Source organism: Gallintestinimicrobium sp. (genome assembly GCF_046968865.1).
GTDB lineage: Bacteria > Bacillota > Clostridia > Lachnospirales > Lachnospiraceae > Gallintestinimicrobium > Gallintestinimicrobium propionicum.
The window spans coordinates 144,062-167,603 of sequence record NZ_JBKVPW010000005.1; the positions used below are offsets into that span (position 1 = coordinate 144,062).

Annotated in this window: 19 protein-coding genes; 17 read left to right on the plus strand and 2 right to left on the minus strand. The window is 50.2% G+C overall.

Translation table 11 applies throughout. From position 1 onward, the window contains the following. Nucleotides 1–54: 54 nt before the first annotated feature. The 17 genes from ACLTOQ_RS06420 (at nucleotide 55) to lysS (ending at nucleotide 21,293) form a co-directional block, all read left to right on the plus strand. Nucleotides 55–2,406, plus strand: a complete 2,352-nt coding sequence (locus ACLTOQ_RS06420) for a hypothetical protein (RefSeq protein ID WP_412319100.1) — start codon at nucleotides 55–57, stop codon at nucleotides 2,404–2,406. Between the two features lie 14 nt (nucleotides 2,407–2,420). Continuing rightward, the gene (locus tag ACLTOQ_RS06425; protein WP_412319101.1) at nucleotides 2,421–5,870 is read left to right on the plus strand and encodes a DNA polymerase III subunit alpha; all 3,450 of its coding nucleotides are present in this window, start codon (nucleotides 2,421–2,423) and stop codon (nucleotides 5,868–5,870) included. 113 nt (nucleotides 5,871–5,983) lie between these two features. Further along, the gene (gene pfkA, locus ACLTOQ_RS06430; protein ID WP_021914512.1) at nucleotides 5,984–6,958 is read left to right on the plus strand and encodes a 6-phosphofructokinase; all 975 of its coding nucleotides are present in this window, start codon (nucleotides 5,984–5,986) and stop codon (nucleotides 6,956–6,958) included. Nucleotides 6,959–7,041: 83 nt separating this feature from the next. Continuing rightward, nucleotides 7,042–7,827 (plus strand): TrmH family RNA methyltransferase, encoded by a 786-nt coding sequence (locus ACLTOQ_RS06435; RefSeq protein WP_308728507.1) that lies wholly within the window; start codon nucleotides 7,042–7,044, stop codon nucleotides 7,825–7,827. A gap of 87 nt (nucleotides 7,828–7,914) precedes the next feature. After that, nucleotides 7,915–8,709, plus strand: coding sequence for a pyrroline-5-carboxylate reductase (gene proC / locus ACLTOQ_RS06440; RefSeq protein ID WP_117959990.1), 795 nt, complete (start codon nucleotides 7,915–7,917; stop codon nucleotides 8,707–8,709). A 432-nt stretch (nucleotides 8,710–9,141) separates the two neighbouring features. Then, the gene (locus ACLTOQ_RS06445) at nucleotides 9,142–10,263 is read left to right on the plus strand and encodes a cell wall hydrolase (protein ID WP_412319102.1); all 1,122 of its coding nucleotides are present in this window, start codon (nucleotides 9,142–9,144) and stop codon (nucleotides 10,261–10,263) included. 336 nt (nucleotides 10,264–10,599) lie between these two features. After that, entirely contained in the window at nucleotides 10,600–11,865 is a 1,266-nt protein-coding gene (locus ACLTOQ_RS06450) for a cell wall hydrolase (RefSeq protein WP_412319103.1), read from the plus strand. A 56-nt stretch (nucleotides 11,866–11,921) separates the two neighbouring features. Next, nucleotides 11,922–12,410: an NfeD family protein gene (locus tag ACLTOQ_RS06455; RefSeq protein ID WP_337427650.1), complete on the plus strand. Its 489-nt coding sequence runs from the start codon at nucleotides 11,922–11,924 to the stop codon at nucleotides 12,408–12,410. 22 nt (nucleotides 12,411–12,432) lie between these two features. Then, the gene (locus tag ACLTOQ_RS06460) at nucleotides 12,433–13,359 is read left to right on the plus strand and encodes an SPFH domain-containing protein (protein WP_021914506.1); all 927 of its coding nucleotides are present in this window, start codon (nucleotides 12,433–12,435) and stop codon (nucleotides 13,357–13,359) included. 477 nt (nucleotides 13,360–13,836) lie between these two features. Continuing rightward, a complete protein-coding gene (gene argF / locus ACLTOQ_RS06465; RefSeq protein ID WP_337623661.1) occupies nucleotides 13,837–14,841 on the plus strand; it encodes an ornithine carbamoyltransferase in 1,005 nt (334 codons plus the stop codon). 81 nt (nucleotides 14,842–14,922) lie between these two features. Beyond that, nucleotides 14,923–15,717: a biotin--[acetyl-CoA-carboxylase] ligase gene (locus ACLTOQ_RS06470; protein WP_412319104.1), complete on the plus strand. Its 795-nt coding sequence runs from the start codon at nucleotides 14,923–14,925 to the stop codon at nucleotides 15,715–15,717. Next, nucleotides 15,704–16,078 (plus strand): DUF6145 family protein, encoded by a 375-nt coding sequence (locus ACLTOQ_RS06475; RefSeq protein WP_021914112.1) that lies wholly within the window; start codon nucleotides 15,704–15,706, stop codon nucleotides 16,076–16,078. Before ACLTOQ_RS06470 ends, ACLTOQ_RS06475 begins: the two co-directional genes overlap by 14 nt. A 62-nt stretch (nucleotides 16,079–16,140) precedes the next feature. Beyond that, on the plus strand, nucleotides 16,141–16,917 hold the full coding sequence (locus ACLTOQ_RS06480) for a type III pantothenate kinase (protein WP_021914113.1): 777 nt from the start codon (nucleotides 16,141–16,143) through the stop codon (nucleotides 16,915–16,917). A gap of 75 nt (nucleotides 16,918–16,992) precedes the next feature. Further along, on the plus strand, nucleotides 16,993–17,961 hold the full coding sequence (dusB, locus tag ACLTOQ_RS06485) for a tRNA dihydrouridine synthase DusB (protein ID WP_412279732.1): 969 nt from the start codon (nucleotides 16,993–16,995) through the stop codon (nucleotides 17,959–17,961). An 8-nt stretch (nucleotides 17,962–17,969) separates the two neighbouring features. Then, nucleotides 17,970–18,740, plus strand: a complete 771-nt coding sequence (locus tag ACLTOQ_RS06490; RefSeq protein ID WP_412279731.1) for a hypothetical protein — start codon at nucleotides 17,970–17,972, stop codon at nucleotides 18,738–18,740. Between the two features lie 73 nt (nucleotides 18,741–18,813). Beyond that, complete coding sequence (gene greA, locus ACLTOQ_RS06495) at nucleotides 18,814–19,296, plus strand: transcription elongation factor GreA (RefSeq protein ID WP_021914116.1); 483 nt, start codon at nucleotides 18,814–18,816, stop codon at nucleotides 19,294–19,296. A 41-nt stretch (nucleotides 19,297–19,337) separates the two neighbouring features. Further along, the gene (lysS, locus tag ACLTOQ_RS06500) at nucleotides 19,338–21,293 is read left to right on the plus strand and encodes a lysine--tRNA ligase (RefSeq protein ID WP_412319105.1); all 1,956 of its coding nucleotides are present in this window, start codon (nucleotides 19,338–19,340) and stop codon (nucleotides 21,291–21,293) included. Nucleotides 21,294–21,421: 128 nt separating this feature from the next. Here the strand turns inward: lysS and ACLTOQ_RS06505 are convergent, their stop codons facing one another. Next, on the minus strand, nucleotides 21,422–22,654 hold the full coding sequence (locus tag ACLTOQ_RS06505; RefSeq protein WP_006874387.1) for a site-specific integrase: 1,233 nt from the start codon (nucleotides 22,652–22,654) through the stop codon (nucleotides 21,422–21,424). Nucleotides 22,655–22,706: 52 nt separating this feature from the next. Beyond that, nucleotides 22,707–22,907 carry a hypothetical protein gene (locus ACLTOQ_RS06510; RefSeq protein ID WP_003501914.1) on the minus strand — a complete coding sequence of 67 codons (201 nt, stop codon included), beginning with the start codon at nucleotides 22,905–22,907 and terminating at the stop codon, nucleotides 22,707–22,709. Nucleotides 22,908–23,542: the final 635 nt, after the last annotated feature.

Below are 23,542 nucleotides of genomic sequence, written 5' to 3' on the forward strand. Positions count from 1 at the left end.
CCACCACCTGAAGGTAGTGGGTTTCCGCCTATGGCAAACGAAAGGATTTAATTTATGAAAAGAAAACAGGTAACAGCAGCATGCCTGATGGCGGCAACGATGCTGTTTTCAGGCTGCACGCCGAATATCAGTGAATATGCAGCGCGAGCGCAGCAAGCCGGAAAGAGCTTTTGGGAAGGGGAAACAACAGACGCTATGGCGCAGGATAGCGATGCTGCGGCAACAGCAGAGGGCGAGACGTCTGTAGCAGGTGAAACACAGAATGTCAGTACAGGAACCGGCACCGCTGCAGCGAACGATGATGAGGTGCAGGATAGCACCGCTGCGACCGATGACGAGATACAGGGCGGCACAACAGCGACCGGCGGAGAAGCGCAGCACGGCGATACCGCGGCAACAGCAGACAGCGAGATGCCTGCGACCGGCGAAACGCAGACCGACACCGCTACAGAATCTGCGGCAGCAACAGCTCCTCAAATTCCGGCTCTGATGACAGAAGTGACCGACTCCGTTTATGAAGCATACGCGCAGAAATCGGATGCGTTTACCGGTAAGCTGGCGGGACACGACCGTCTGAGCCGTGCAGAAAACGCAGCGCTGGCGGCAGTTCTTTCACAGAAGGAGTACGGTGATAAGACGCTTTGTCTGCAGAACATGGCGAAGTATGACAGCAACGCAAATGAAAGCTTTCTGCTGATGTTTGAGAGCACGCCGTTGACAGCGCGCGGGCGGATTTCCGGCGATCTCTGGTATTATGACGGCGAGTCGGCAAGGCTTCTGGAAAAAGGAATCGTCGTAACCGGACTGCAGCAGGTGACGGGAATTGGGAATCCGTTTGTTATTCTGGAAACGGAAGTCTCCGGCAAAAAACAGGCGGCTGTCTGGACGGTAAAAGATCAAAAGTGCGAAAAGCTTCTGGAGGATGCCGAGACGATCGAAGCAACAAAGGACGGCGTTTGTACGTTTTATCCTGCGGAGAAGACTGTGTACGATCCGCTTGTTTCGGAATGGGACAGTGCAGAAGAAACGGTTCCTGTTTATTATGAAAGAACAGCGGATGGATTTGCAGAGCGTTCGTATCGGGAGCTGACAGCGTCGGAATATTTGGCGTATGTGTCTGCAGAGGATTCGGATGAAGAGGCACAGGCATGGAAGGAAAAGCTGGAAGAGCAGTTCTACACGCAGACGGATGAAAATACAGAATATACCTATTGGTTTTATGCAATTGGGGAGGACAAAATTGCCTATCGCTGCAGGGAAGTCGGGCAGTCGGTCGGACAGGAAGAAGGAATCGATCATGCGGTTGCAAAGTACAGCTGGTGTATCAGCAGCCTAGATCAGGGAAAGCTGACCAAAGCATCGGAGACGATCAGCGGGGATGGATTTTTCTTCCCGTCGAGATCGGAGCAGGAAGAAGCACTGGAGAGCCTGGAGGATATTCCAAACGAATTTACGAAAAACCGGTTGAATAAAGTGCAGAAAACAGCCCGCGCGACGGTCGGTCAGGCGGTTGCACAGATTCTGGAGGTACAGGAGTACCCGGATGATGCGCTGTGTTTTGCAGAGACGGCGGATTACGATGGGAACGGCAAAAAAGAAACGTTTGCGGCGATCGGCAGGTACGACGGAGCCTTCGGCGCGCCGGTATGCGACCTGTGGTTTGTCGGCGCGGACGGCGCAGTTTTGGAAGAAGAGAATTTTGCCTTTAAGGAGCTGGAAAAGCTGGGAAGCGCCTTTGTGCTGTATCGTGGCTACGAAGTGTCCGGCGTCAGCGACATGCTGTTTGGCGTGCAGGAGCAAGGAGCAGTGCGCCTGTTAAAACAGATGGGGCACTTTGAGCTGGACGATGACGGCGATCTGATGGCATGGACTGCCGGGACAGAAGCCGCGCCGGGATATTATGACATCAGCCTGCGCACACTGACAGAGTATCGATTAGAAGAAATCCGTGAAAAAGAGCTGTTGCAGTATAAAAACGGCAAGGCAGTGTTAAAGAGTATCCTGCGGCAGGTTGGATCAGATTCCGGGAAAATACAGATTTTATCCGGGGAAAACAATAGGATTCATGTCAACCTTTCGGACGCGGAAGGAAGCTGGTACGAGACATGGAAAGTGGAAAACGACAGACTTGTACTGACAGACAGCGGAGAAGGCAGTGTAAAAGAGGTTCATGAAAGCGGTGATGTGTCCGGACAAAACGCAGTCAGTCAAAACAGCGCTGTATCTGACCGGGAAGCAGACAGCATCAGTGAAAACAATGCGGCAGCATCCGACCGGACAGGCAGCATCGACACGAGGTCTGTAACAAAGAGCGGGCAAAAGTCAGAAAACGGGACAGAAAGCCCTGCCTTTGACTTTTCTGCGCCCGATGGGACAGCAAAGGAAACTCAGACAGAACAAGAATAGGAAATTACAAAAATATGGCATTTGCACATTTGCACGTCCATACAGAGTACAGCCTGCTGGACGGTTCCAATAAAATCAAAGAATATGTAAAACGAGTCAAGGAGCTGGGCATGACGGCTGCGGCGATTACCGACCATGGCGCAATGTACGGTGTGATCGATTTTTACCGTGCGGCGCGGGCAGAGGGTATCAATCCGATTTTGGGCTGTGAGGTCTATGTTGCGCCCAATTCCCGTTTTGACCGGGAGATTACCGGCGGGGATGACCGGTATTACCATCTGGTGCTTCTGGCGGAAAATAATACTGGTTACGCGAATCTGAGCAAAATCGTCAGCCGCGGTTTTACGGAGGGGTACTATTACAAGCCGCGTGTCGATATGGAGGTTCTGGAGGAATTTCACGAGGGAATTATCGCGCTGTCTGCGTGCCTGGCAGGCGAAGTGCCGCGCTATATCCAGAAAGGACTGCCGGAGGAAGCAAAAAAATGCGCATTAAAGTATCAGTCGATTTTTGGGAAGGATAATTATTTTCTGGAACTGCAGGATCATGGGATTCCGGAGCAGCAGACCGTAAACATGGCGCTTTTACAGATGTCGCGAGAACTGGACATTCCGTTAGTATGCACGAACGACGTGCACTACACCTATGCGGAGGACGCAAAGCCCCACGATATCCTTCTGTGTATCCAGACCGGCAAAAAGCTTTCCGACGAAAACCGGATGCGTTACGAGGGCGGTCAGTATTTCGTCAAAAGCGAAGAAGAGATGAAGGGACTGTTTCCCTATGCGTGGGAGGCAGTGGAAAATACACAGCGAATTGCAGACCGCTGTCATGTGGAAATCGAGTTTGGTAAGACGAAGCTGCCGCATTTTGATGTGCCGGAGGGCTATGATTCCTGGGGATATTTGAACAAGCTGTGCACTGACGGCATGAAAGAGCGCTATCCGGAGGACGACGGCACGCTGCAGAAGCGTCTGGAATACGAGCTGGGTATTATCAAGCGCATGGGATATGTGGACTATTTCCTGATCGTGTGGGATTTTATCAACTATGCCAGAGAAAACGGTATTCCGGTAGGACCTGGACGTGGAAGTGCAGCTGGAAGCATCGTTTCCTACTGCCTGCATATCACGAATATTGATCCGATCCGTTATAGCCTGCTGTTTGAGCGTTTCCTGAACCCGGAACGAGTTTCCATGCCGGATATCGATATCGACTTCTGTTATGAACGCAGACAGGAGGTCATCGATTATGTCGGACGCAAATATGGAAAAGAAAAGGTTGTGCAGATTGTCACATTCGGTACGCTGGCGGCAAAGGGTGTCATCCGCGACGTCGGGCGTGTCATGGATCTGCCGTATTCCTTTGTGGATTCGATTGCAAAAATGATTCCGAACGAGCTGAACATGACGATTGATAAGGCACTGTCAATGAACGCAGAGCTGCGCAAGCTCTACGAGAGCGATGAACAGGTGCACGTGCTGATTGATATGAGTAAACGGCTGGAGGGATTGCCGCGCCACACCTCGATGCACGCAGCAGGGGTTGTGATCTGTCCGGAGGCGGCAGATCATTTTGTACCGCTTTCACGGGGGTCGGATGGTTCGATCACAACGCAGTTTACGATGACGACGCTGGAAGAGCTCGGACTGTTAAAAATGGACTTTCTGGGGCTTCGAACCCTGACAGTAATCGACCACGCGGTCAAGATGATTGAGCATGACACCGGTGTGAAGCTCGATATGGAGCATCTGGATTATAACGATAAAAAAGTGCTGGATTCGCTCTGCACCGGCAGGACGGACGGCGTGTTCCAGCTGGAAAGCGGCGGGATGAAAAGCTTCATTAAGGAGCTAAAGCCCCAGAACCTGGAGGATATCATCGCGGGTATTTCCCTGTACCGTCCCGGGCCGATGGACTTTATTCCAAAATATATTAAAGGAAAAAACAATCATGACGAAATCACCTATTCCTGTCCGGAGCTGGAACCGATCCTGTCTCCGACCTACGGCTGTATCGTGTATCAGGAGCAGGTTATGCAGATTGTGCGCGACCTCGGCGGCTACACGATGGGACGAAGCGACCTGGTTCGCCGTGCGATGAGCAAGAAAAAGCAGTCTGTCATGGAAAAAGAACGGGCGAATTTCGTTTACGGCAATCCCGAAGAGGGCGTGCCCGGCTGTGTGGCCCGGGGCATTCCGGAAAAGGTCGGTCTGGAAATTTACGCGGAAATGATGGATTTTGCAAAATACGCGTTCAACAAGTCCCACGCCGCATGCTACGCGGTTGTCGCTTACCAGACGGCTTACCTGAAATATTATTATCCGGTGGAATTTATGGCGTCCCTAATGACTTCTGTAATCGATAACCCCGGAAAAGTGGCGGAATACATTCTGGTCTGCCGCCAGATGGGAATCGCGATTCTGCCGCCGGATATCAACGAGGGAGAGCCGGGATTTTCGGTATCGGGAAAATCAATCCGGTACGGACTGACTGCGATCAAGGGTGTAGGACATCCGGTTGCGGACGCGGTGATCGCAGAGCGGAAGCAGCGGGGCGTGTTCAAAAACCTGCAGGATTTTCTATCCAGAATGTCCGATACGGAAGTCAATAAGCGCAACGTGGAAAACTTCATCAAAGCGGGTGCATTCGACAGCCTTGAGGGAACACGCAAGCAGTTTATGAGCGTATTTGTGCAGCTGATGGATCAGAATCAGCAGAATCGGAAAAATAATATGGCGGGACAGCTTTCTTTATTCGATCTGGTGGACGAGTCGGAAAAGAAAAACTATGAAATCCGCTTTCCGGATGTCGGGGAATATTCGAAGGAAATTCTTCTGACCTTTGAAAAAGAAGTCCTCGGTGTGTATGTCAGCGGGCATCCGCTGCAGGAATACGAGCAGCTCTGGCGCAGGAATATTTCTAATACAACGGCAGATTTTATGCTGGATGAGGAGACAAACAGCGTCCATATTCAGGACGGAGCAAAGGCGGTCATCGGCGGAATTATCGAGGAAAAGAAGATCAAATATACCAAAAACGATAAGGTGATGGCGTTTTTACAGGTGGAGGATCTGGTTGGAACGATTGAAGTTATCGTTTTCCCGAAAACCTATGAGCAGTACGGCAGCAAGCTGATGGAGGATGAAAAGGTTCTCCTGCGGGGGCGCGTTTCCGCAGAGGAGGACAAAGACGCGAAGCTGATCTGTGAATCCGTGCAGACGTTTGACGAAATCCCCAAAAAGCTCTGGATTAAGTTTCCGACGATGGAAGCTTATCAGCAGCAGGAAAAAAAGCTGCTTTCGGCAATCGCAGCTTCCGACGGCAAGGATACCGTGGTGATTTATGTGGAAAATCCGCGCGCGATGAAGCAGCTTGGGGCGAATCAGACCGTTCATGGGGACGAGGCGCTTTTAAAGCAGCTGGAAGAGTTGTTTGGAGAAGAAAACGTAAAGCTGATGTAAGTTTCACAAAACCATTGAAAAGAAAGCCCGTTTCGATTAAAATAAAAAATGGTTTTACGGATTTTGAAATCTTAAGATTGAAGTCCAGCCCGCAGCGGCAGACAGGAGGAACAATGGCAGCTAAGATAAAGACAATTGGAGTTCTTACAAGCGGCGGAGATGCGCCGGGTATGAATGCGGCAATCCGTGCGGTTGTTCGGAAAGCGATTTGCAACGGCGTCAAAGTAAAAGGCATTAAAAAAGGCTATCAGGGCCTGTTAAATGAAGAAATCATAGATATGGATGCCCGCAGCGTTTCGGATACCATCCAGAAGGGCGGTACGATTCTGGGAACCGCACGTTGTCTGGAATTTAAGACCGAAGCCGGACAGAAAAAGGGCGCGGAGATCTGCCGCAGACACGGCATCGACGGTCTGGTTGTTATTGGCGGCGACGGCTCTTACAGAGGTGCGCAGGCGATGTCCAGACTTGGGATCAATACGATCGGTCTGCCGGGCACGATCGATCTGGATATTGCATGTACCGAATATACGATCGGTTTCGATACGGCAGTCAATACCGCGATGCAGGCAATCGATAAGGTAAGGGATACTTCATCTTCACATGAACGCTGCAGTATTATCGAAGTAATGGGCAGAAATGCCGGTTATATCGCACTGTGGTGCGGCGTCGGCACCGGCGCGGAGGATATCCTTCTTCCTGAAAAGTACGACTATGACGAGCAGCAGCTGATTAACAATATTATCAACAACCGGAAAAAGGGCAAAACCCACCATCTGATCATCAATGCAGAAGGTATCGGTCATTCTACTTCCATGGCGAAGAGAATTGAAGCAGCAACGGGTGTGGAAACCAGAGCAACCATCCTGGGGTACATGCAGCGAGGCGGCAGCCCGACCTGTCTGGATCGTTATTATGCTTCTATCATGGGCGCTTATGCGGCAGACATCCTCTGCGCAGGCAGCTCGAACCGTGTTGTGGCTTACAAACACGGTGAATTTGTAGACTATGATATCGAGGAAGCACTTGCGATGCAGAAAGAGATTCCCGAATATCATTATCAGGTCAGCAAAGCGCTGGCCACCTGACGATACAGGACGCAAAGGGGCGGCTGCACACGAAACGTGTGTGGCCGTTGTGCGTTTTCATAAAGATCAACGGAGGAACCTGCATGATTACTGCAGCATCCAACAGCCGGATCAAAAGGCTGGTACAATTGAATCAAAAGTCGAAGCTGCGCAGAACGGAGGACGTTTTTCTGGCAGAGGGTGTGAAGATGTTTCTGGAAGCACCGAGAGAGCAGCTGCAGGAGGTCTATGTTTCGGAATCCTTTCTGGAAAAGTGCAGCTGCAGGGAGCATCTGGAAGAGGTTGGCTACGAAGTTGTTTCCGACAGCGTTTTTTCTAAAATATCGGATACCTGCACGCCACAGGGCGTTTTATGCGTGCTGAAACAGTTTCACTATAATATAGAAGAAATGCTGCGGGACAAAGCACCGCTGTTTCTGCTTCTGGAAAATATACAGGACCCCGGCAACCTCGGTACGATGCTGCGAACCGGCGAGGGTGCCGGCGTTTCCGGGATTATCATGAGCAGGGATACAGTCGATTTGTACAACCCAAAGGTTATCCGTTCAACGATGGGCAGCATCTACCGCGTTCCGTTTTATTATGCGGACGATTTTGCGGCGGCGGTTCATCAGGTACAGCAGGCGGGTGTCAGCGTATACGCGGCGCATCTGCGCGGGAAAAATTCCTATGCCTGTCAGGATTACACAAAGGGGACGGCATTTCTGATCGGTAACGAGGGCAACGGTCTGCGGGAAGAGACTGCAGAGCTTGCGGACTGTTACATTCGGATTCCGATGGAGGGCAAAGTCGAGTCGCTAAATGCGGCGGTGGCGTCTTCGATTCTGATGTATGAAGCGCATCGGCAGAGGGCGACGCTTGAAAAATAACATTTTTCGAGCTCGAGATTTGTGTCTGCGCGCACTTGACACAAACTCGACATGCGCAAAAAGCGTGCGCAGAAATGAGAGGCACAGATGAAAATCGGTTTTATCGGACTTGGAAATATGGCGCAGGCGATGATTGGAGGAGTTTTGAGAAATCACCTGGCTGTGCCGGAGGAAATTTACGGTTCTGCAAAAACGGCGGAGACGGAAAGCAAAGTGCATGAAATGTTTGGCATCACGGTGACAGGCGATAACCTGGAAACCGCGCGGCAGGCAGAGCTTTTGATTCTTGCCGTAAAGCCGCAGTTTCTGGAGAAAGTGATCGGACAGATCAGCGACATTGACCTGACCGGTAAGACGATTCTGAGCATTGCGGCAGGCAAAAGTCTTGCGTGGCTGGAAGAGCAGTTCTGTGCGCCGCTTCCGTTTGTGCGTGCGATGCCAAATACGCCGGCGCTGGTCGGGGAAGGCTGTACCGGAGTCTGCTATGGCAGCAGGGTAACTCCTGAGATGAAAGAAAAAACGGCGGCTGTCCTGGACAGTTTCGGCAAGACGGTTGAGCTTCCGGAACGTCTGATGGATGTGCTGACCGGCGTTAGCGGCTGTGCGCCTGCCTGGATTTTTATGCTGATCGAGGCGATGGCAGACGGTGCAGTTGCGGAAGGCATGCCGCGCAGCCAGGCATATGAATGCGCTGCACAGGCTGTGCTCGGCAGCGCGAAGCTGATGCTTGAGACCGGAAAGCATCCGGGAGAGTTAAAGGATATGGTCTGCTCTCCGGCAGGCTCCACGATTCAGGCGGTACGCGTTTTAGAGGAAAAAGGCTTCCGCGGCGCAGTGACCGATGCGGTCATCACTGCGGTGGAAAAGTCCAGAAGCCTGTAAAATAGTTTGTTACAAAAATGTTAAAAACAGGAATAAAGGAAGATCTGATGGAAAAAATAATCCCGTCAGGTCTTCTTTTTTTGATAAAAAATCGAAAAAACCGCAGAAAATGGCTGTCCTTTTTATGAAAAGAGAATTTACTATGTTAAAGCGGCATTTGTTGAAAACTTTGAAAAATAGTAAGAAAAAGGCGATGATTTCGGAGGTTTGTTGTAGAAATATCACAATAGAAGAAAAATCTTTGTGGGGAACTAACGGAAATTTGTGGTTCCGGGCGAACGACTTGACATTTGATTGTAATATTGCTATCATATCATGCGTAACAATTGTTAATAAGTTTGTAACAATTGAAACAGCTCTGTAACAAGGAGCATCCCACAAAAAGCTCCTGAATTTCACCGGCAGAATGGTCGGGGAAGCAGAGTAAGATTTATGGAGGTAAGAATGAACGGAAAAGGCAGAAAGTTGTTTCGTAGTGCAGTCGGCATTTTAACATCTGTTATGATGATGGGTGCATATACGACAACCGCTATGGCAAGTGGTATCGGTGTCATTGATGCGAAAGACATGCTGGACATTCATGCAGAAGCAAATACAGCGTCTGCGGTGGTTGGTCAGGTCATGGAGGACGGTCATGTGGCGATCCTTGCAAAGTACAACGACTGGGTGCAGATCCAGGCGGGAGAAATTGCAGGATGGGTACCGGCTGAAAATCTGGTCGAGACAGAGATTTCCAACGAAGAGGCTGTTGCAGCCAATGAGCAGGTGATCGCTGAACGGACAGGAGCAACAGCATCCGAAGATGAATTCTTTGCAGAGGAAGAAGTACAGCAGGATGAAACAGCAGCTTTACAGGCAGAGGCGAGTGAAGCAGCACAGAATGAGATAGAAGAAGTACAGGCAGCCGAGGAAGCAGCACGCATCGAAGCGGAGGCGCAGGCAAAGGCAGCAGCCGAGGAAGCGGCGCGGCTTGAAGCAGAGGCGCAGGCAAAGGCAGCCGAGGAAGCAGCACGCATCGAAGCGGAGGCGCAGGCAAAGGCAGCCGAAGAAGCCGCACGGCTCGAAGCGGAAGCGCAGGCAAAGGCAGCAGCCGAGGAAGCAGCCCGCATCGCAGCGGAGGCGCAGGCAAAGGCAGCAGCCGAGGAAGCAGCACGCATCGCAGCCGAAGCCCAGCAGGCAGCTTTGGCTGCCCAGGCGGCGCAGACCGCAGCGATATCCGCAGAGGAATTAAAACTGCTTGCAAATATTATTTACTGTGAAGCAGGCAGTGAATCTTACGTTGGTAAGGTTGCGGTAGGCAATGTCATCATGAACCGCGTCAAGAGTGCATCGCAGCCCAATACGATCACCGAGGTTGTTTACGCAAAAGGACAGTTTTCCCCTGTTAGAAACGGTTCGCTGCAGAGGGCACTGAGCAGTGACAAGGCAGATGCAGCCTGCTATCAGGCAGCAATCGAAGCATTAGCCGGTGCACAGCCGGTCGGCGGCAAGCTGTTTTTCAGAAGAAATAACGGTCGTTCCGGACAGGTAATCGGACATCACGTTTTTTACTAAAACAGTATCATAGCCGGGGCATTTGTCTCAACAGCATTGTAAGGGAATCGTCAGAAGATGATAAGAATCCATTGTTTCTGACAGAAAAAGAGCGAAAAAAGGCATGTGGAAAAGGATTGTTTTTCACACGCCTTTTTTGTATTCATGACAATAGAATCCTCGCAGGGCGCACACTTGACAGTAATTGACGGATTTGATATGATGACGCTAATCATGTAATATAATTGTAACATTTGATGAGCCGATTTTGGGAGCGCCAAAGGCGCGGAAAATCAATGGAGGCTCAGCTATCGTTACTGTCTGCGGATATGAGGGGATAGAAAGGATCATCGATTTATGGGCTGGAGCAGAAAATGTGAGAAAAGGGGGAAGCACTGGCTGCGGGCTGCAGCGCTGGGAGTCGTCTTTTTGTGGACGGCCGGAAGCAGTCTGCAGGCAGAGGCAGAATCGAGCAAAAGCGCGCACTGGCACAAGGGCGTTGGCGTGGAGGCGTGGCTGACAGGAGCGGATAAGGAACAGGTCAGTCAGAACGCAGCATCCCAAAATGGGGCGGCAGATGCAGCGACCGGCGCAGCCGGCGGGCAGGAAACGGATGTAGCGTCTGACAGTGCGGACAGCAAAACCAAGGCTTCGTCCGGCGATGGAACGAAAATGGACGACCTGACCGGAACGATCGTGATGACGAGCGTCCAGAATGTATTGAATGTCAGGACGGAACCGGACAGTGAGGCAGAGCTTGCAGGGTATCTGTATGCAGACTGTGGCGGTACGGTGCTGGAACAAAAGGATGGATGGACAAAGCTTGAGTCCGGCGAACTGACCGGCTGGGCGAACAACGATTATCTGCTGTTTGGGGAAGAGGCGCGGAAAGAGGCAAAAGACGCGGGACGGATTGTGGCAACGACCAAAACAGGCGCTTTGAGAATCCGGAAAGAACCTTCAGGAGATGCTGCGATTTATGATCTGCTGGAAGAAGGTGCAAAGTATGAGGTCGTGGATGAAGAGCAGATCCGTTTCAGCGAGGATCAGGAAATCACGGCGGACTGGGTTGCGATCAATTACGGCGGAAAGACCGGATATGTGTCTTCGGAATATGTCCAGGTTGATTTTGAAATCGATTACGGAGAGACGGTTGAGCAGGTAAAAGCGCGCGAGGAAGCGGAAACGGCGAGACTGCAGGCGGAAAAAGAAGTTGCCGCACAGAAACAGAAGAAGGAAAAGGCAGCGCAGGCGGAAAAGGAAGCGAACAAGGCTGCTGCACTGGCTGCGGACGACAGCGTGCTTTTGGCGGCGCTCATTCAGTGTGAAGCGGGAGAAGAGCCCTACGAAGGACAGGTAGCTGTCGGCGCAGTCGTGATGAATCGGGTCAGAAGCGGCGCTTATCCGAATACGGTTAAGGGAGTTATCTATGCTTCGGGACAGTTTACACCGGCGGGAAGCGGACAGGTTGGACGCGTTGTCGCAAGTGGAAAGATCAAGGCAAGCTGCCTGCAGGCGGCACAGGAAGCGATGGCGGGAAGCACCCCGGTTGGAACGGCAACGCATTTTAGACGGGCAGGAAGCAGGGAAGGTATTGTGATCGGACATCATGTATTTTGGTAGACGGGGCATGATTTTTGTAGTATGATAGTCATAAGTCACAGGAAAGGAGGAGTTACATGACGGAAGTATTTGCCTGGCTGGCTCTGTTGATTTTACTTGTGCTGATTGAGCTTGCGACGATGGGGCTGACGACAATCTGGTTTGCAGCCGGAGCTCTTGTTGCGACGATTGCAGCTGCCTGTGGTGCGCCGGTTCTGGTGCAGGTCATCCTGTTTTTGGTAGTGTCCGTGCTGATGCTTGTTTTTACAAGACCGGTTGCCATGCGCTATTTCAATGTTGGAAGGGCGAAGACCAATGTGGACAGCATGCTTGGGGAACGCGGTATCGTGACCGGCAGGATTGATAACCTGCACAGCTGCGGACAGGTTACGCTCAAAGGCATGGAGTGGTCAGCAAGATCTCAGGAAACTGAGGGGACGATTGAAGAGGGTACCGTCGTCATTGTAAAAAAGATCGACGGCGTGAAGCTGATCGTTGTTCCGGACGAGATCGAAACAGAAGAACCTGTAACAAACAGCAGAGAGACTGCTGACAACATGCGGTAAGACCGCGGAAATGAGGGTAATTATGATAGGTGGATTGGTAATACTCATTATTTTAATTCTTGCAATTGCAATTGTAGCGTCCTGCATCAAGATCGTACCGCAGGCGCAGGCTTATGTCGTAGAACGTCTCGGCGCATACCAGGATACCTGGAGCGTTGGTCTTCACTTTAAAGTGCCGATTGTCGATAAAGTTGCAAAGCGCGTACTGTTAAAGGAACAGGTAGCGGATTTCCCGCCTCAGCCCGTTATCACAAAGGATAACGTTACGATGCGGATCGATACCGTTGTCTTTTTCCAGATCACAGATCCCAAGCTGTTTACCTACGGAGTTGAAAATCCGATCATGGCGATTGAAAACCTGACCGCGACAACCCTGCGTAACATCATCGGAGACCTGGAACTGGATCAGACCCTGACCTCCCGTGAAACGATCAATGCCAAGATGCGTGCATCCCTGGATATCGCAACCGATCCCTGGGGCATCAAGGTAAACCGTGTCGAATTAAAGAACATCATTCCTCCCGCAGCAATTCAGGATGCGATGGAGAAGCAGATGAAGGCAGAGCGTGAACGCCGTGAAGCGATCCTGCGTGCCGAAGGTGAAAAGAAATCTACCATCCTGGTAGCAGAAGGTAAAAAGGAATCCGCAATTCTGGAAGCAGAGGCAGAAAAGCAGTCTGCAATCCTGCGCGCAGAAGCAGAGAAAGAAAAGATGATCCGTGAGGCAGAAGGTGAAGCGGAAGCAATCCTGAAAGTCCAGCAGGCGACTGCAAACGGTCTGCGTTTCATCAAGGATGCAGGAGCGGATGATTCTGTACTTCGTTTAAAGAGTCTGGAGGCTCTGGAAAAGGTTGCGGACGGCAAGTCTACAAAGATCATCATTCCGTCCGAAATTCAGAACATGGCGGGACTGCTGACCAGTGCGAAGGAGCTTTTAAGCGACAAATAAGCTCACACGTACCATCTTCGATGCTATCCGCTGCCTGACAGCGTATTTCATCTTTACAAAAAAGGACCGTACATTCTATAATGAATGTACGGTTTTTTATTTTATGATGCCAGGGTCAAAAGGTCTAAGCCCACATGAGCTTGCTCATAGGTGGGTGAAAGACCTCTTGACCCGCCCAGATAGGAGCATAAAAGTGGGATGATAATCCCACGATATGCGACTATCGGGCAGGATTGTGGGAGTGCGCAGCACGGAACAATCCGTAGGCATCAAGGTCGGGGGCTTTTGACCCCGACATCATTTCATAGGAAAATGCGTCCTATGAAATAAAAACGCGCTACGAGGATGCGCACTCGGCGCAGGGGTAGATGGTTGCCGAAGCAACCGCGCCTCGGCGCGAGAATGTGCCAAGGCACTTTCTTTTTTATCAGGAAACAAATCCTGCAGCGCAGGATTTTATGAAGAGGAGGATACATCATGGACCTGACAGGACGTCATTTTTTGAAATTACTGGATTATACGCCGGAGGAAATCAATTATTTAATCGACCTTGCAGCGGAGCTGAAACGCCTCAAAAAAGCAGGCATTCCGGTCGATACCTTACGGGGCAAAAATGTTGCACTGATTTTTGAAAAGACCAGCACGAGAACCCGCAGCTCCTTTGAGGTTGCTGCACACGATCTTGGCATGGGATGTACTTACCTTGATCCGTCCAGCTCCCAGATTGGCAAAAAAGAGAGCATCCGCGACACCGCACGCGTTCTGGGACGGATGTTTGAAGGAATTGAATACCGCGGTTACGGACAGGAAATCGTAGAAGAGCTTGCAAAATATGCAGGCGTTCCGGTATGGAACGGTCTGACCAATGAGTTCCATCCGACCCAGATGCTGGCGGACCTTTTGACGATTCGCGAGCATCTTGGAAAGCTGAAAGGCGTGAATCTGGTTTATATGGGAGACGCCCGCTACAACATGGGCAATTCCTACATGGTCGTATGCGCGAAGATGGGCATGCACTTTACCGCCTGCGCTCCGTCCCGTTATTTCCCGGACAAGGCTCTGGTTGAGCAGTGTCAGGAAATTGCAAAGCAGACCGGCGGCAGCATTACGCTGACCGAAGACGTAGAGAATGGAACAAAGAATGCGGACGTTATCTGCACCGACGTATGGGTTTCGATGGGCGAGCCGGATGCGGTATGGATGGAGCGTATCGAAGACCTGATGCCTTATCAGGTAAACCGCAAAGTGATGCAGAATGCCGGGAATGCGATTTTCATGCACTGCCTGCCTGCATACCATGACCGCAACACCCAGATCGGCAGAGAAATCGGAGAGCGCTTCGGTATCTATGAGATGGAAGTAACGGATGAAGTCTTTGAATCCGACGCGTCGGTTGTATTCGACGAGGCAGAAAACCGCATGCACACCATCAAAGCAGTGATGGCGGCAACACTGGGCTGGAAAAATCCGACAGAGGTATAACGGAAGGACAGCAGCATTTGCTTCGGTGTATGACAATAGCACAGACGCAAAGTGTTTTGTTGCTGAAAAGGAGAAGAGTTCATGTTGGATCAAAAGAAGCTGGACAGCCTCCTTACAGGCTGTCGGTTTTGGGAAAAGGTTCAGTGCTTTGAAACGGTGGATTCGACGAATCTGATTGTCAAAGACTGGGCACGGCAGGGTGCAGAAGAAGGAAGGTGCGCAGTTGCGGAGGCACAGACGGCAGGACGCGGCAGAAGGGGAAGAAGCTGGATTTCCCCGCCCGGAGAAAATCTGTATTTCAGCATTTTGCTGCGCCCACAGGCGGAAGCGTCTCATGTGGCGATGATTACACTGCTGATGGCGATCGCCGTAACGCAGAGCGTACGGGAGCTTCATCTGGATGCGAAGATCAAATGGCCGAACGACGTGGTGGTAAACGGAAAGAAAATCTGCGGAATTTTGACGGAAATGTATCAGTCTGCAGCCGGCAGCTTTTTTCTTGTGATCGGGACGGGAATCAACGTCAATCAGAAGGAATTTCCGGAAGAGGTAAAAAAGACAGCGGGTTCTCTGGCGCTGGAGTTGGGAGCCGATGTGGACCGGGAAGTACTTCTTGCGTCCGTGCTGAGACATTTTTTGGATTGCTACGACAGATTTCTGGAAACAATGGATTTGAGCGGACAAAAAGAGCTTTACGAGAGCTTTCTTGTCAACAAAGGACGCGTTGTAGAGGTGCTGGATCCCAAAGGTGAATGGCAGGGAACGGCAATCGGCATTGAGAAGACCGGCGAGCTGCTTGTCCGGAGAAAGGACGGTTCCGTTGAAGCGGTCTATGCCGGAGAAGTATCAGTGAGAGGAATATATGGATATGTCTGAAACAGGAAAATTGGGAGAAAAAATCGTGCTCTGCGGGGCGAACGCCTACGAGCAGAAATATTATTTTAATCCAAGATTCAGCAAAATCCCGCAGTCCGTTCAGGATGAATTGCACATTATCTGCGTGCTGTTTACCCGGGAAGTGGGAGGAATTTTTACGATCGTATTTGAAGAGGACGGAACGCTCGCGTTTGAAACCAATGCGGCAGACGATGATTTATTATATGATGAAATTTCGAGCGGACTTCTGATTGCGGAAATCAAAAGAAACCGTCAGGAGCTTTTAGAATCTCTGACTTTGTATTATCGGGTTTTTATTCTCGGTGAGGATGTGTCCGCGCTTCTGGAGGAAGAAGATTGAAAAATAAGTTCCTGTTCACCCGCGGCATGCGCAAATGGCGTGCGCAGAAATGAGAGGAAAGAATGATTTTAGTAATTGATGTAGGAAATACAAATATTACATTTGGTGTATACGAGTCCAAAAAACTGGTTACGACGTTTCGGATGACATCCCGGACGATGCGTACTTCGGACGAATACGGCACGGAGATTCTGGCGATGCTGCAGAACAATCAGATCGACCGCCGGAAGGTCGGGGGCGCAATCATTGCGAGCGTTGTGCCGAAGGTCATGCATGCGCTGATCGGCGCGGTTGTGCGCTATCTGCATACCGAACCGTTGATCGTTGGCAGTGGAATCAAAACCGGCATCAAGATCACCTCCGAGAATCCAAAGGAAATCGGACCGGACAGAATTGTGGACGTAGTCGCCGCTTATGAAAAGTACGGCGGTCCTGTGCTGGTTCTGGATTTTGGAACGGCGACGACCTACGACCTCGTTACAGAGGACGGAAGATTTGGTGTCGGCATCACCGCACCCGGCATTCGAATTTCTGCAAAGGCGCTGTGGGAGGATACGGCGCGCCTGCCGGAGGTTGAAATTAAAAAGCCAGATTCCATTCTGGCGCGGGAAACGATTTCCAGTATGCAGGCAGGTCTGGTTTACGGACAGATCGGTCAGACCGAATATATCATCAATCAGGTCAAAAAAGAGACCGGTATCACAGATCTGAAGGTCGTTGCGACCGGCGGACTGGGACGGATTATTGCCGATGAAACAGATACGATCGACATTTACGACAGCGCCCTGACGCTGGATGGACTGCGGATTCTGTACGAGAAAAACTGCAGCGGAAAATAAGTTCCGGGCAGCAGAAGGGTGTGTTCTGCTGTCGGAAAACGCAGGAAGTAAAAATGCTTCCGAAAAAGGAGGAGTATGAAACAGCTTACGATCGGAAACGTGAGCCTTGCAAATCCTGTGATTTTAGCGCCAATGGCAGGTGTCAGCGACCTGCCATTTCGTTTGCTCTGCCATGAGCAGGGGGCAGGAATGGTCTGTTCGGAAATGATCAGCGCAAAGGCGATTCTTTATCATAACAAAAATACCGAAGAACTGATGCAGATTCATCCGGACGAGGGACCGGTTTCCCTGCAGCTGTTCGGTTCTGATCCGGATATCGTCAGCGAGATGGCAAAGCGAATTGAAGAACGTCCGTTTGCAGTGATGGATCTGAACATGGGCTGTCCGGTGCCGAAGGTGGTCAACAACGGCGAGGGCAGTGCCCTGATGAAAAATCCCCTGTTGGCGGGAAAAATTATAGAAAAAACGGCAAAAGCGATTCAAAAGCCCCTGACGGTAAAAATTCGCAAGGGCTTCGATGATGCGCACGTCAATGCGGTTGAAATGGCAAAAATCGCGCAGGAATCCGGCGCTGCGGCTGTTGCGGTGCACGGCAGGACGCGGGAGCAGTATTATTCCGGAACGGCGGATTGGGACATCATCACACAGGTAAAGCAGGCGGTAAAAATTCCTGTTATCGGCAACGGGGATGTCGTGGACGCGGCAAGCGCGCTGCGGCTGTTTGAGCAGACCGGCTGCGACGGCATTATGGTCGGACGCGGCGCACAGGGCAACCCGTGGATTTTCCGGGAAATTCTGGCAGCGCTGGAAGATCGCGAAATTCCGGCACGCCCGAACCGCCGGGAGCTGTACGAGATGATTATTCGGCATGCACAGCTGTCCTGCACCTACAAAGGCGAATATATCACTGTGCGCGAAATGCGCAAGCATCTGGCATGGTACACGACCGGCCTTCCCCACGCGGCCGGGCTGCGCAGGCAGATCAATAGCATGGAAACGATGGAAGAGCTGATGGAGGGAATGAAACTGCTGCTGGAAGCATAAACTGGCGTATGAGAGAAATCGCTTATTTTATGCTGGAGCCGCGTGCCAGGGAAGCGCCGTCAATCTGTTTGGGCAGCCGCGCACTCCGCTGGGAAACGCCTCGACTGGAACGTTTTTTGTGGCACGGCTATCGGGTCAGCCTGTATCTGTTTCCCTGCCGCCTCGAGGGCACGAAGCGACTGCGCTGGTGGATGGAGCGGATTGGCAGCGCCTTGGAAGAGCAGGGGACTGCGCTTTGGCTTGCGCCGGAGCTGGAAGCTGCCTGGGAGGATTGGCAGCCGCCGTTGCCGGATGCAGCGCTGGCGGCAGAAATTCTGCGTGGTCAGCCGTTTCGAGAAAATCTGGTGCTGCTTGCGGATGCAGAGGAAACGGCGGGACAATGGAGCCGTGGACGCGAAAACGGTATCCGTCCCGTGTCTCGTCTCTGGCAGGAGGACTTTTTACGACTGGTGTCAGCGGATTTAAACGGCTTGTATCTGGTGGGGCAGAAGGAAGCGGCGTGGGAGCATTTTTCAGACTGGCTGTATGGGGAAAGCGGTCTGCCGGTCTGTTTTGTGAATAGAATACCAGAAACGGATGGACGAAAAACCGTTCTTGTGGAGCTTCGGGCAAATGCCCGGATTTTGAAGGAACATCCGGAATTTGGAAGCCTGTATGTGGATTTGACGTCTGATGTCGAAAAAAGGCGGCAAATCAGGGAAAAAAGAGCCGATATCTCCTATATCTCCGCCCGAAATTACCTTGACACTGCCCTGAAAGCACGGTATAATGCGATTTGATTAAAAGAAACGAAAGGGCGCGGGAAAATATCCCTGCGCCCGAGATTTTTCATGAGGTAAAAGGAAAAGCAAAATGGAAGAAAAAAAGAATATCCTTACCTATCAGGGACTTCGTAAATATGAAGATGAGCTGCATGACCTGAAGGTTGTCAAACGTCAGGAAGTAGCACAGAAGATTAAAGAAGCAAGAGAGCAGGGCGACCTTTCCGAGAACGCGGAATATGATGCAGCAAAGGACGAACAGCGCGATATCGAAGCAAGGATTGAAGAGCTGGAAAAGATCCTGAAGAATGCAGAGGTTGTTGTAGAAGATGAGGTTGACTTAGACCGTATCAATATCGGCTGTCAGGTTAAGATCCTGGATCTGGAATACGATGAAGAGCTGGATTACAAAATCGTCGGCTCTACAGAAGCAAACAGCTTAAAGGGTAAAATTTCCAACGAATCTCCGGTTGGCAAAGCGCTGATTGGTGCAAAGATCGGAGATATTGTAGAGGTAGAAACCCAGGCAGGTGTGATTAAGTACAAAGTGCTGGAGATTGAACGTTCCAACTAAGGACAGGTCCGATCTGACCAGCTGGAAAAGGAGTAAGTAAGGTGGCAGACGCACAGAATAATCAGAAAAATCAGCAGCAGGATCTGAACCAGATCCTGAAGGTAAGAAGAGAGAAGCTTGCTGCACTGCAGGAAGCCGGAAAGGATCCGTTCCGTCATGTAAAATATGACGTGACTGCACACAGCAAGGACATTGTGGAAGGCTTTGAAGAGCTGGAGGGCAAGACCGTCAGCATCGCAGGCAGAATCATGTTCAAGCGTGTGATGGGCAAGGCATCCTTCTGCAATGTTCAGGATTTAAAGGGAAGCATTCAGGTATATGTAGCCCGCGACAACATCGGGGAAGAGCCCTATGCAGATTTTAAAAAATATGACGTAGGCGATATCATCGGTGTAAAGGGTGAAGTATTCAAAACCAAAACCGGTGAAATTTCTGTACATGCTTCCGAAGTGGAGCTGCTGACCAAGAGCCTGCAGGTACTTCCTGAGAAGTTCCACGGTCTGACCAATACCGACCAGCGTTATCGTCAGCGTTATGTCGACCTGATCATGAATCAGGATGTTAAGGATACTTTTGTAAAACGTTCCAGAATCATCAGCGCCATCCGTCGTTATCTGGATGGACAGGGCTTTATGGAAGTGGAGACTCCCATGCTGGTTGCAAATGCCGGCGGCGCTGCTGCAAGACCCTTCGAGACGCATTACAATGCGTTGGATGAGGATGTTAAGCTGCGTATTTCCCTGGAGCTGTATTTAAAGAGACTGATCGTAGGCGGTCTGGAGCGCGTTTACGAAATCGGCCGTGTATTCCGTAATGAAGGTGTTGACACCAGACATAATCCGGAATTTACCCTGATGGAGCTGTATCAGGCATTTACCGATTATCACGGCATGATGGATCTGGCAGAGAACCTGTACCGTTTCGTTGCGCAGGAGGTTCTGGGCACAACACAGATTCCTTACGGCGAGTATGTTCTGGATCTGGGCAAGCCCTTTGAACGCATCACCATGCTGGATGCTGTTAAGAAATATGCAGGTGTGGATTTCAATGAAATCCATTCCGATGAAGAGGCAAAAGCGGTTGCAAGAGAACATCACATTGAATTCGAAGAGCGCCATAAGAAGGGCGATATCCTGAGCCTGTTCTTCGAAGAATATGCAGAAGCTCATCTGATTCAGCCTACTTTCGTTATGGATCATCCGGTAGAAATTTCTCCTCTGACCAAGAGAAAGCCGGAGAATCCGGATTATGTAGAGCGTTTCGAGCTGTTTATGAACGGCTGGGAAATGGCAAACGCTTATTCTGAATTAAACGACCCTATCGACCAGAGAGCACGTTTCAAGGCACAGGAAGAACTGCTTTCCCAGGGCGATGAAGAAGCGAATACAACGGACGAAGACTTTATGAACGCACTGGAGATCGGTATGCCTCCTACGGGCGGTATCGGTTTTGGTATCGACAGAATGGTAATGCTGCTGACCAACTCTCCTGCGATCAGAGACGTATTACTGTTCCCGACAATGAAGACCCTGGAACCAAAGCGGGCTGAAAACAAAGCCGAAAAAGCAGCGGTAAATGGTTCTGCAGAGGATGCAACTGTGTCCGCGCCAAGCGTACAGATTGATCTTTCCAAGGTGAAAATCGAGCCTTTGTTTGCAGATGATGTAGACTTTGAGACATTCAGCAAGTCTGATTTCAGAGTGGTTAAGATCGAAGCCTGTGAGGCAGTGCCGAAGTCCAAGAAGCTCTTGAAATTCACACTGAATGACGGAACAGACCGGAAACGCACCATTTTAAGCGGTATTCACGAGTATTACGAGCCGGAAGAGCTGGTTGGTAAGACCTGTGTGGCAATCACAAACCTGCCGCCGAGAAAGATGATGGGTATTGATTCCGAGGGTATGCTGATTTCTGCAGTGTACGAGTATGACGGACGGGAAGGCTTAAATCTTTTGATGCTGGATGACAGTATTCCGGCAGGAGCAAAGCTGTACTAAAGAGGTCATTTACTACAAAAAATCGCGTTACTACAACTTTTCTACAACTTTTGCGCGAGACCCTACGAAACCGGATGAAGCAATATGAAAGGCGGATCTGCTTATAAAATGCAGATTCGCCTTTCTTTTTACATCAGCTTCATGTTCACACTAATGTTTTTTGCCTTCTCCTGCATATTCTCTTGTGTGATATGGGTGTAGATGTCCATTGTAGTAGAGAAATCGGCATGCCCCATGACTTGCTGAATGAATTTAACATCGTTGGTGCTTTCGCAGAGCCGGGTACAGAAGGTGTGCCGCAAGTTGTGAACACTAAAATGAGGGAGCAGATCCGGTTCACGGTCTTCCAGTTCAGCCTGATCCATTTCCTCCATGTTGTAAGTTACGCTGATTCTCTCAATCGCCCGATTGATATTGTGGGCGCTCATGAATGAGCCGGTTCTGTTGCGGAAAACAAAACCGTGAACTCCTCCTAACACCAGTTGATCGTCTGGATACAATGCGTCGATGGTTTCAATCTGGAGGCGAAGCTGCTCGGCCACCTCTGGATAGAGGATAGGGATAATTCGTGTACCGCTCTCAGTTTTGGGAGTGGTAATGTGAAATCCGGCTTTTCCGTCAATGACCCGGTAGATTAAGTTGTGGTTGACGGAGATTGTGTTTTCGCTCAAGTTAATATCGCTTTTGGTAATGCCGGTACATTCTGCTACACGCATTCCTGTTCCAAGGAGCACAGTCATGATGGGGAGCCAATGGCTGTATGTAGGGGACTTGGCAATAAAACGCAGGAAATTCTGCTGTTGCGTTTTAGTGAGTGCGATCCGCCGTTTAGGCTTTGGAGCGCTGCCATCCGTCTTGAGCTTGCGGTAAATGCCCTTGCTGGGATTTTTGCGGATGTAATCGTCGTCCACGGCCATTTCAAGCGTAGGGTGAACAATGGTGTTGATGCTCTCCAGTGAGTTGATAGCAAAGCCGTGTTTCAGCAGTTTGGTATAAAACGCGAGAATATCACTTCTGTGGATTTGTGGAAGAGGCATGTTAGCGAAAGGCTCTTCTTTCACATAGAAGTCCCACAGGTAAAGATAATTTGCTCTGGTAGAGGGCTTCAGTTTGATGTTGTTATTCATGTAGACCTTGAACATATCATTCAGGGTAAGCTTCATGGCTTCCTGAGTACGGATGCCATCATCCTTATCTTTGTTGATCTGCTTTTCTTTGACACGAAGACTTGCGAGATCGGAGTCGTAGAGATATTTCTTTTTAGTGCCTAATTTGTAGACATACATATAGCTGCCATCTGCCCGTTGTGTTTCTCCGGGCCGAAGATTTCGTCCTTTGTTGTCTTTTCTCACTTTTGCCATTACTGGTACCTCCTGATTATAAAAGTGTAGTGCGCCTTACTGGCATGGTTATTTAGCCGGAAATATCATAAAGATATTCTTTGATACGCTGGACACTCCATAGGACACGGGTGTTCATGGTAATGCGTGCATTGGCAAGATCCCCAATCTGTACTGCAGTGTGCCTTCCACAGCACAACAGTTTGCAAAGGGTATCGGTATCAACAGCCAAGCACTGCTCCGGCGGTAGGTCATTCGGTTTTCTTTTCTCCATAATCGTCCTCCTTTTTTCGATTACAATGATCCCTTACGATTTGTAGAAGAAGGTTTTCAACAAAAACAATGAAAACGGTCTTGAGGTCAGGAAGTATTGAAATAACAAAAGAACTCTAATGGGGCCATTTCCTACGCCAGAACGGTTCTGCCGTGTATTTCAGGCTGCTGCTGTGCAACACTTCGATTATGGGCGCGCTTCTGTGGTCATCGCACACTGTCCAGAATTCCTGTATAACTCCCCATAGAGGTTATGAACTTGTCAAGGTACTAAAAGAGCGTAGGGATCATCCGGTATTACCAAATGATCCGATACATCCTATAAATAGGCGGGGAAGAAAGAACTTCTGCAAAGAGGAAAGAAAATTTAAAGAAAATCCAAAATCAATATATAGAATGTTTGAATTGACAAGCACTATATATTGTGTTAGAATTGCAATGTAATTGATTTTTGTGCGTTGCCCGTCAGGGTACACAGGCTTTAGGGCTTGTGTTGCGGAGTAATGACTGCATTGCACACGCTGTTAATTTTGTACTTGTGTCAGTAGTATCACTGCGCCTTTTCAGGCCGGTATATTGCTGGCTTTTTTTATTTTACGGGATTTACCCACCATTGCGAGAATGACATCGGTTCAT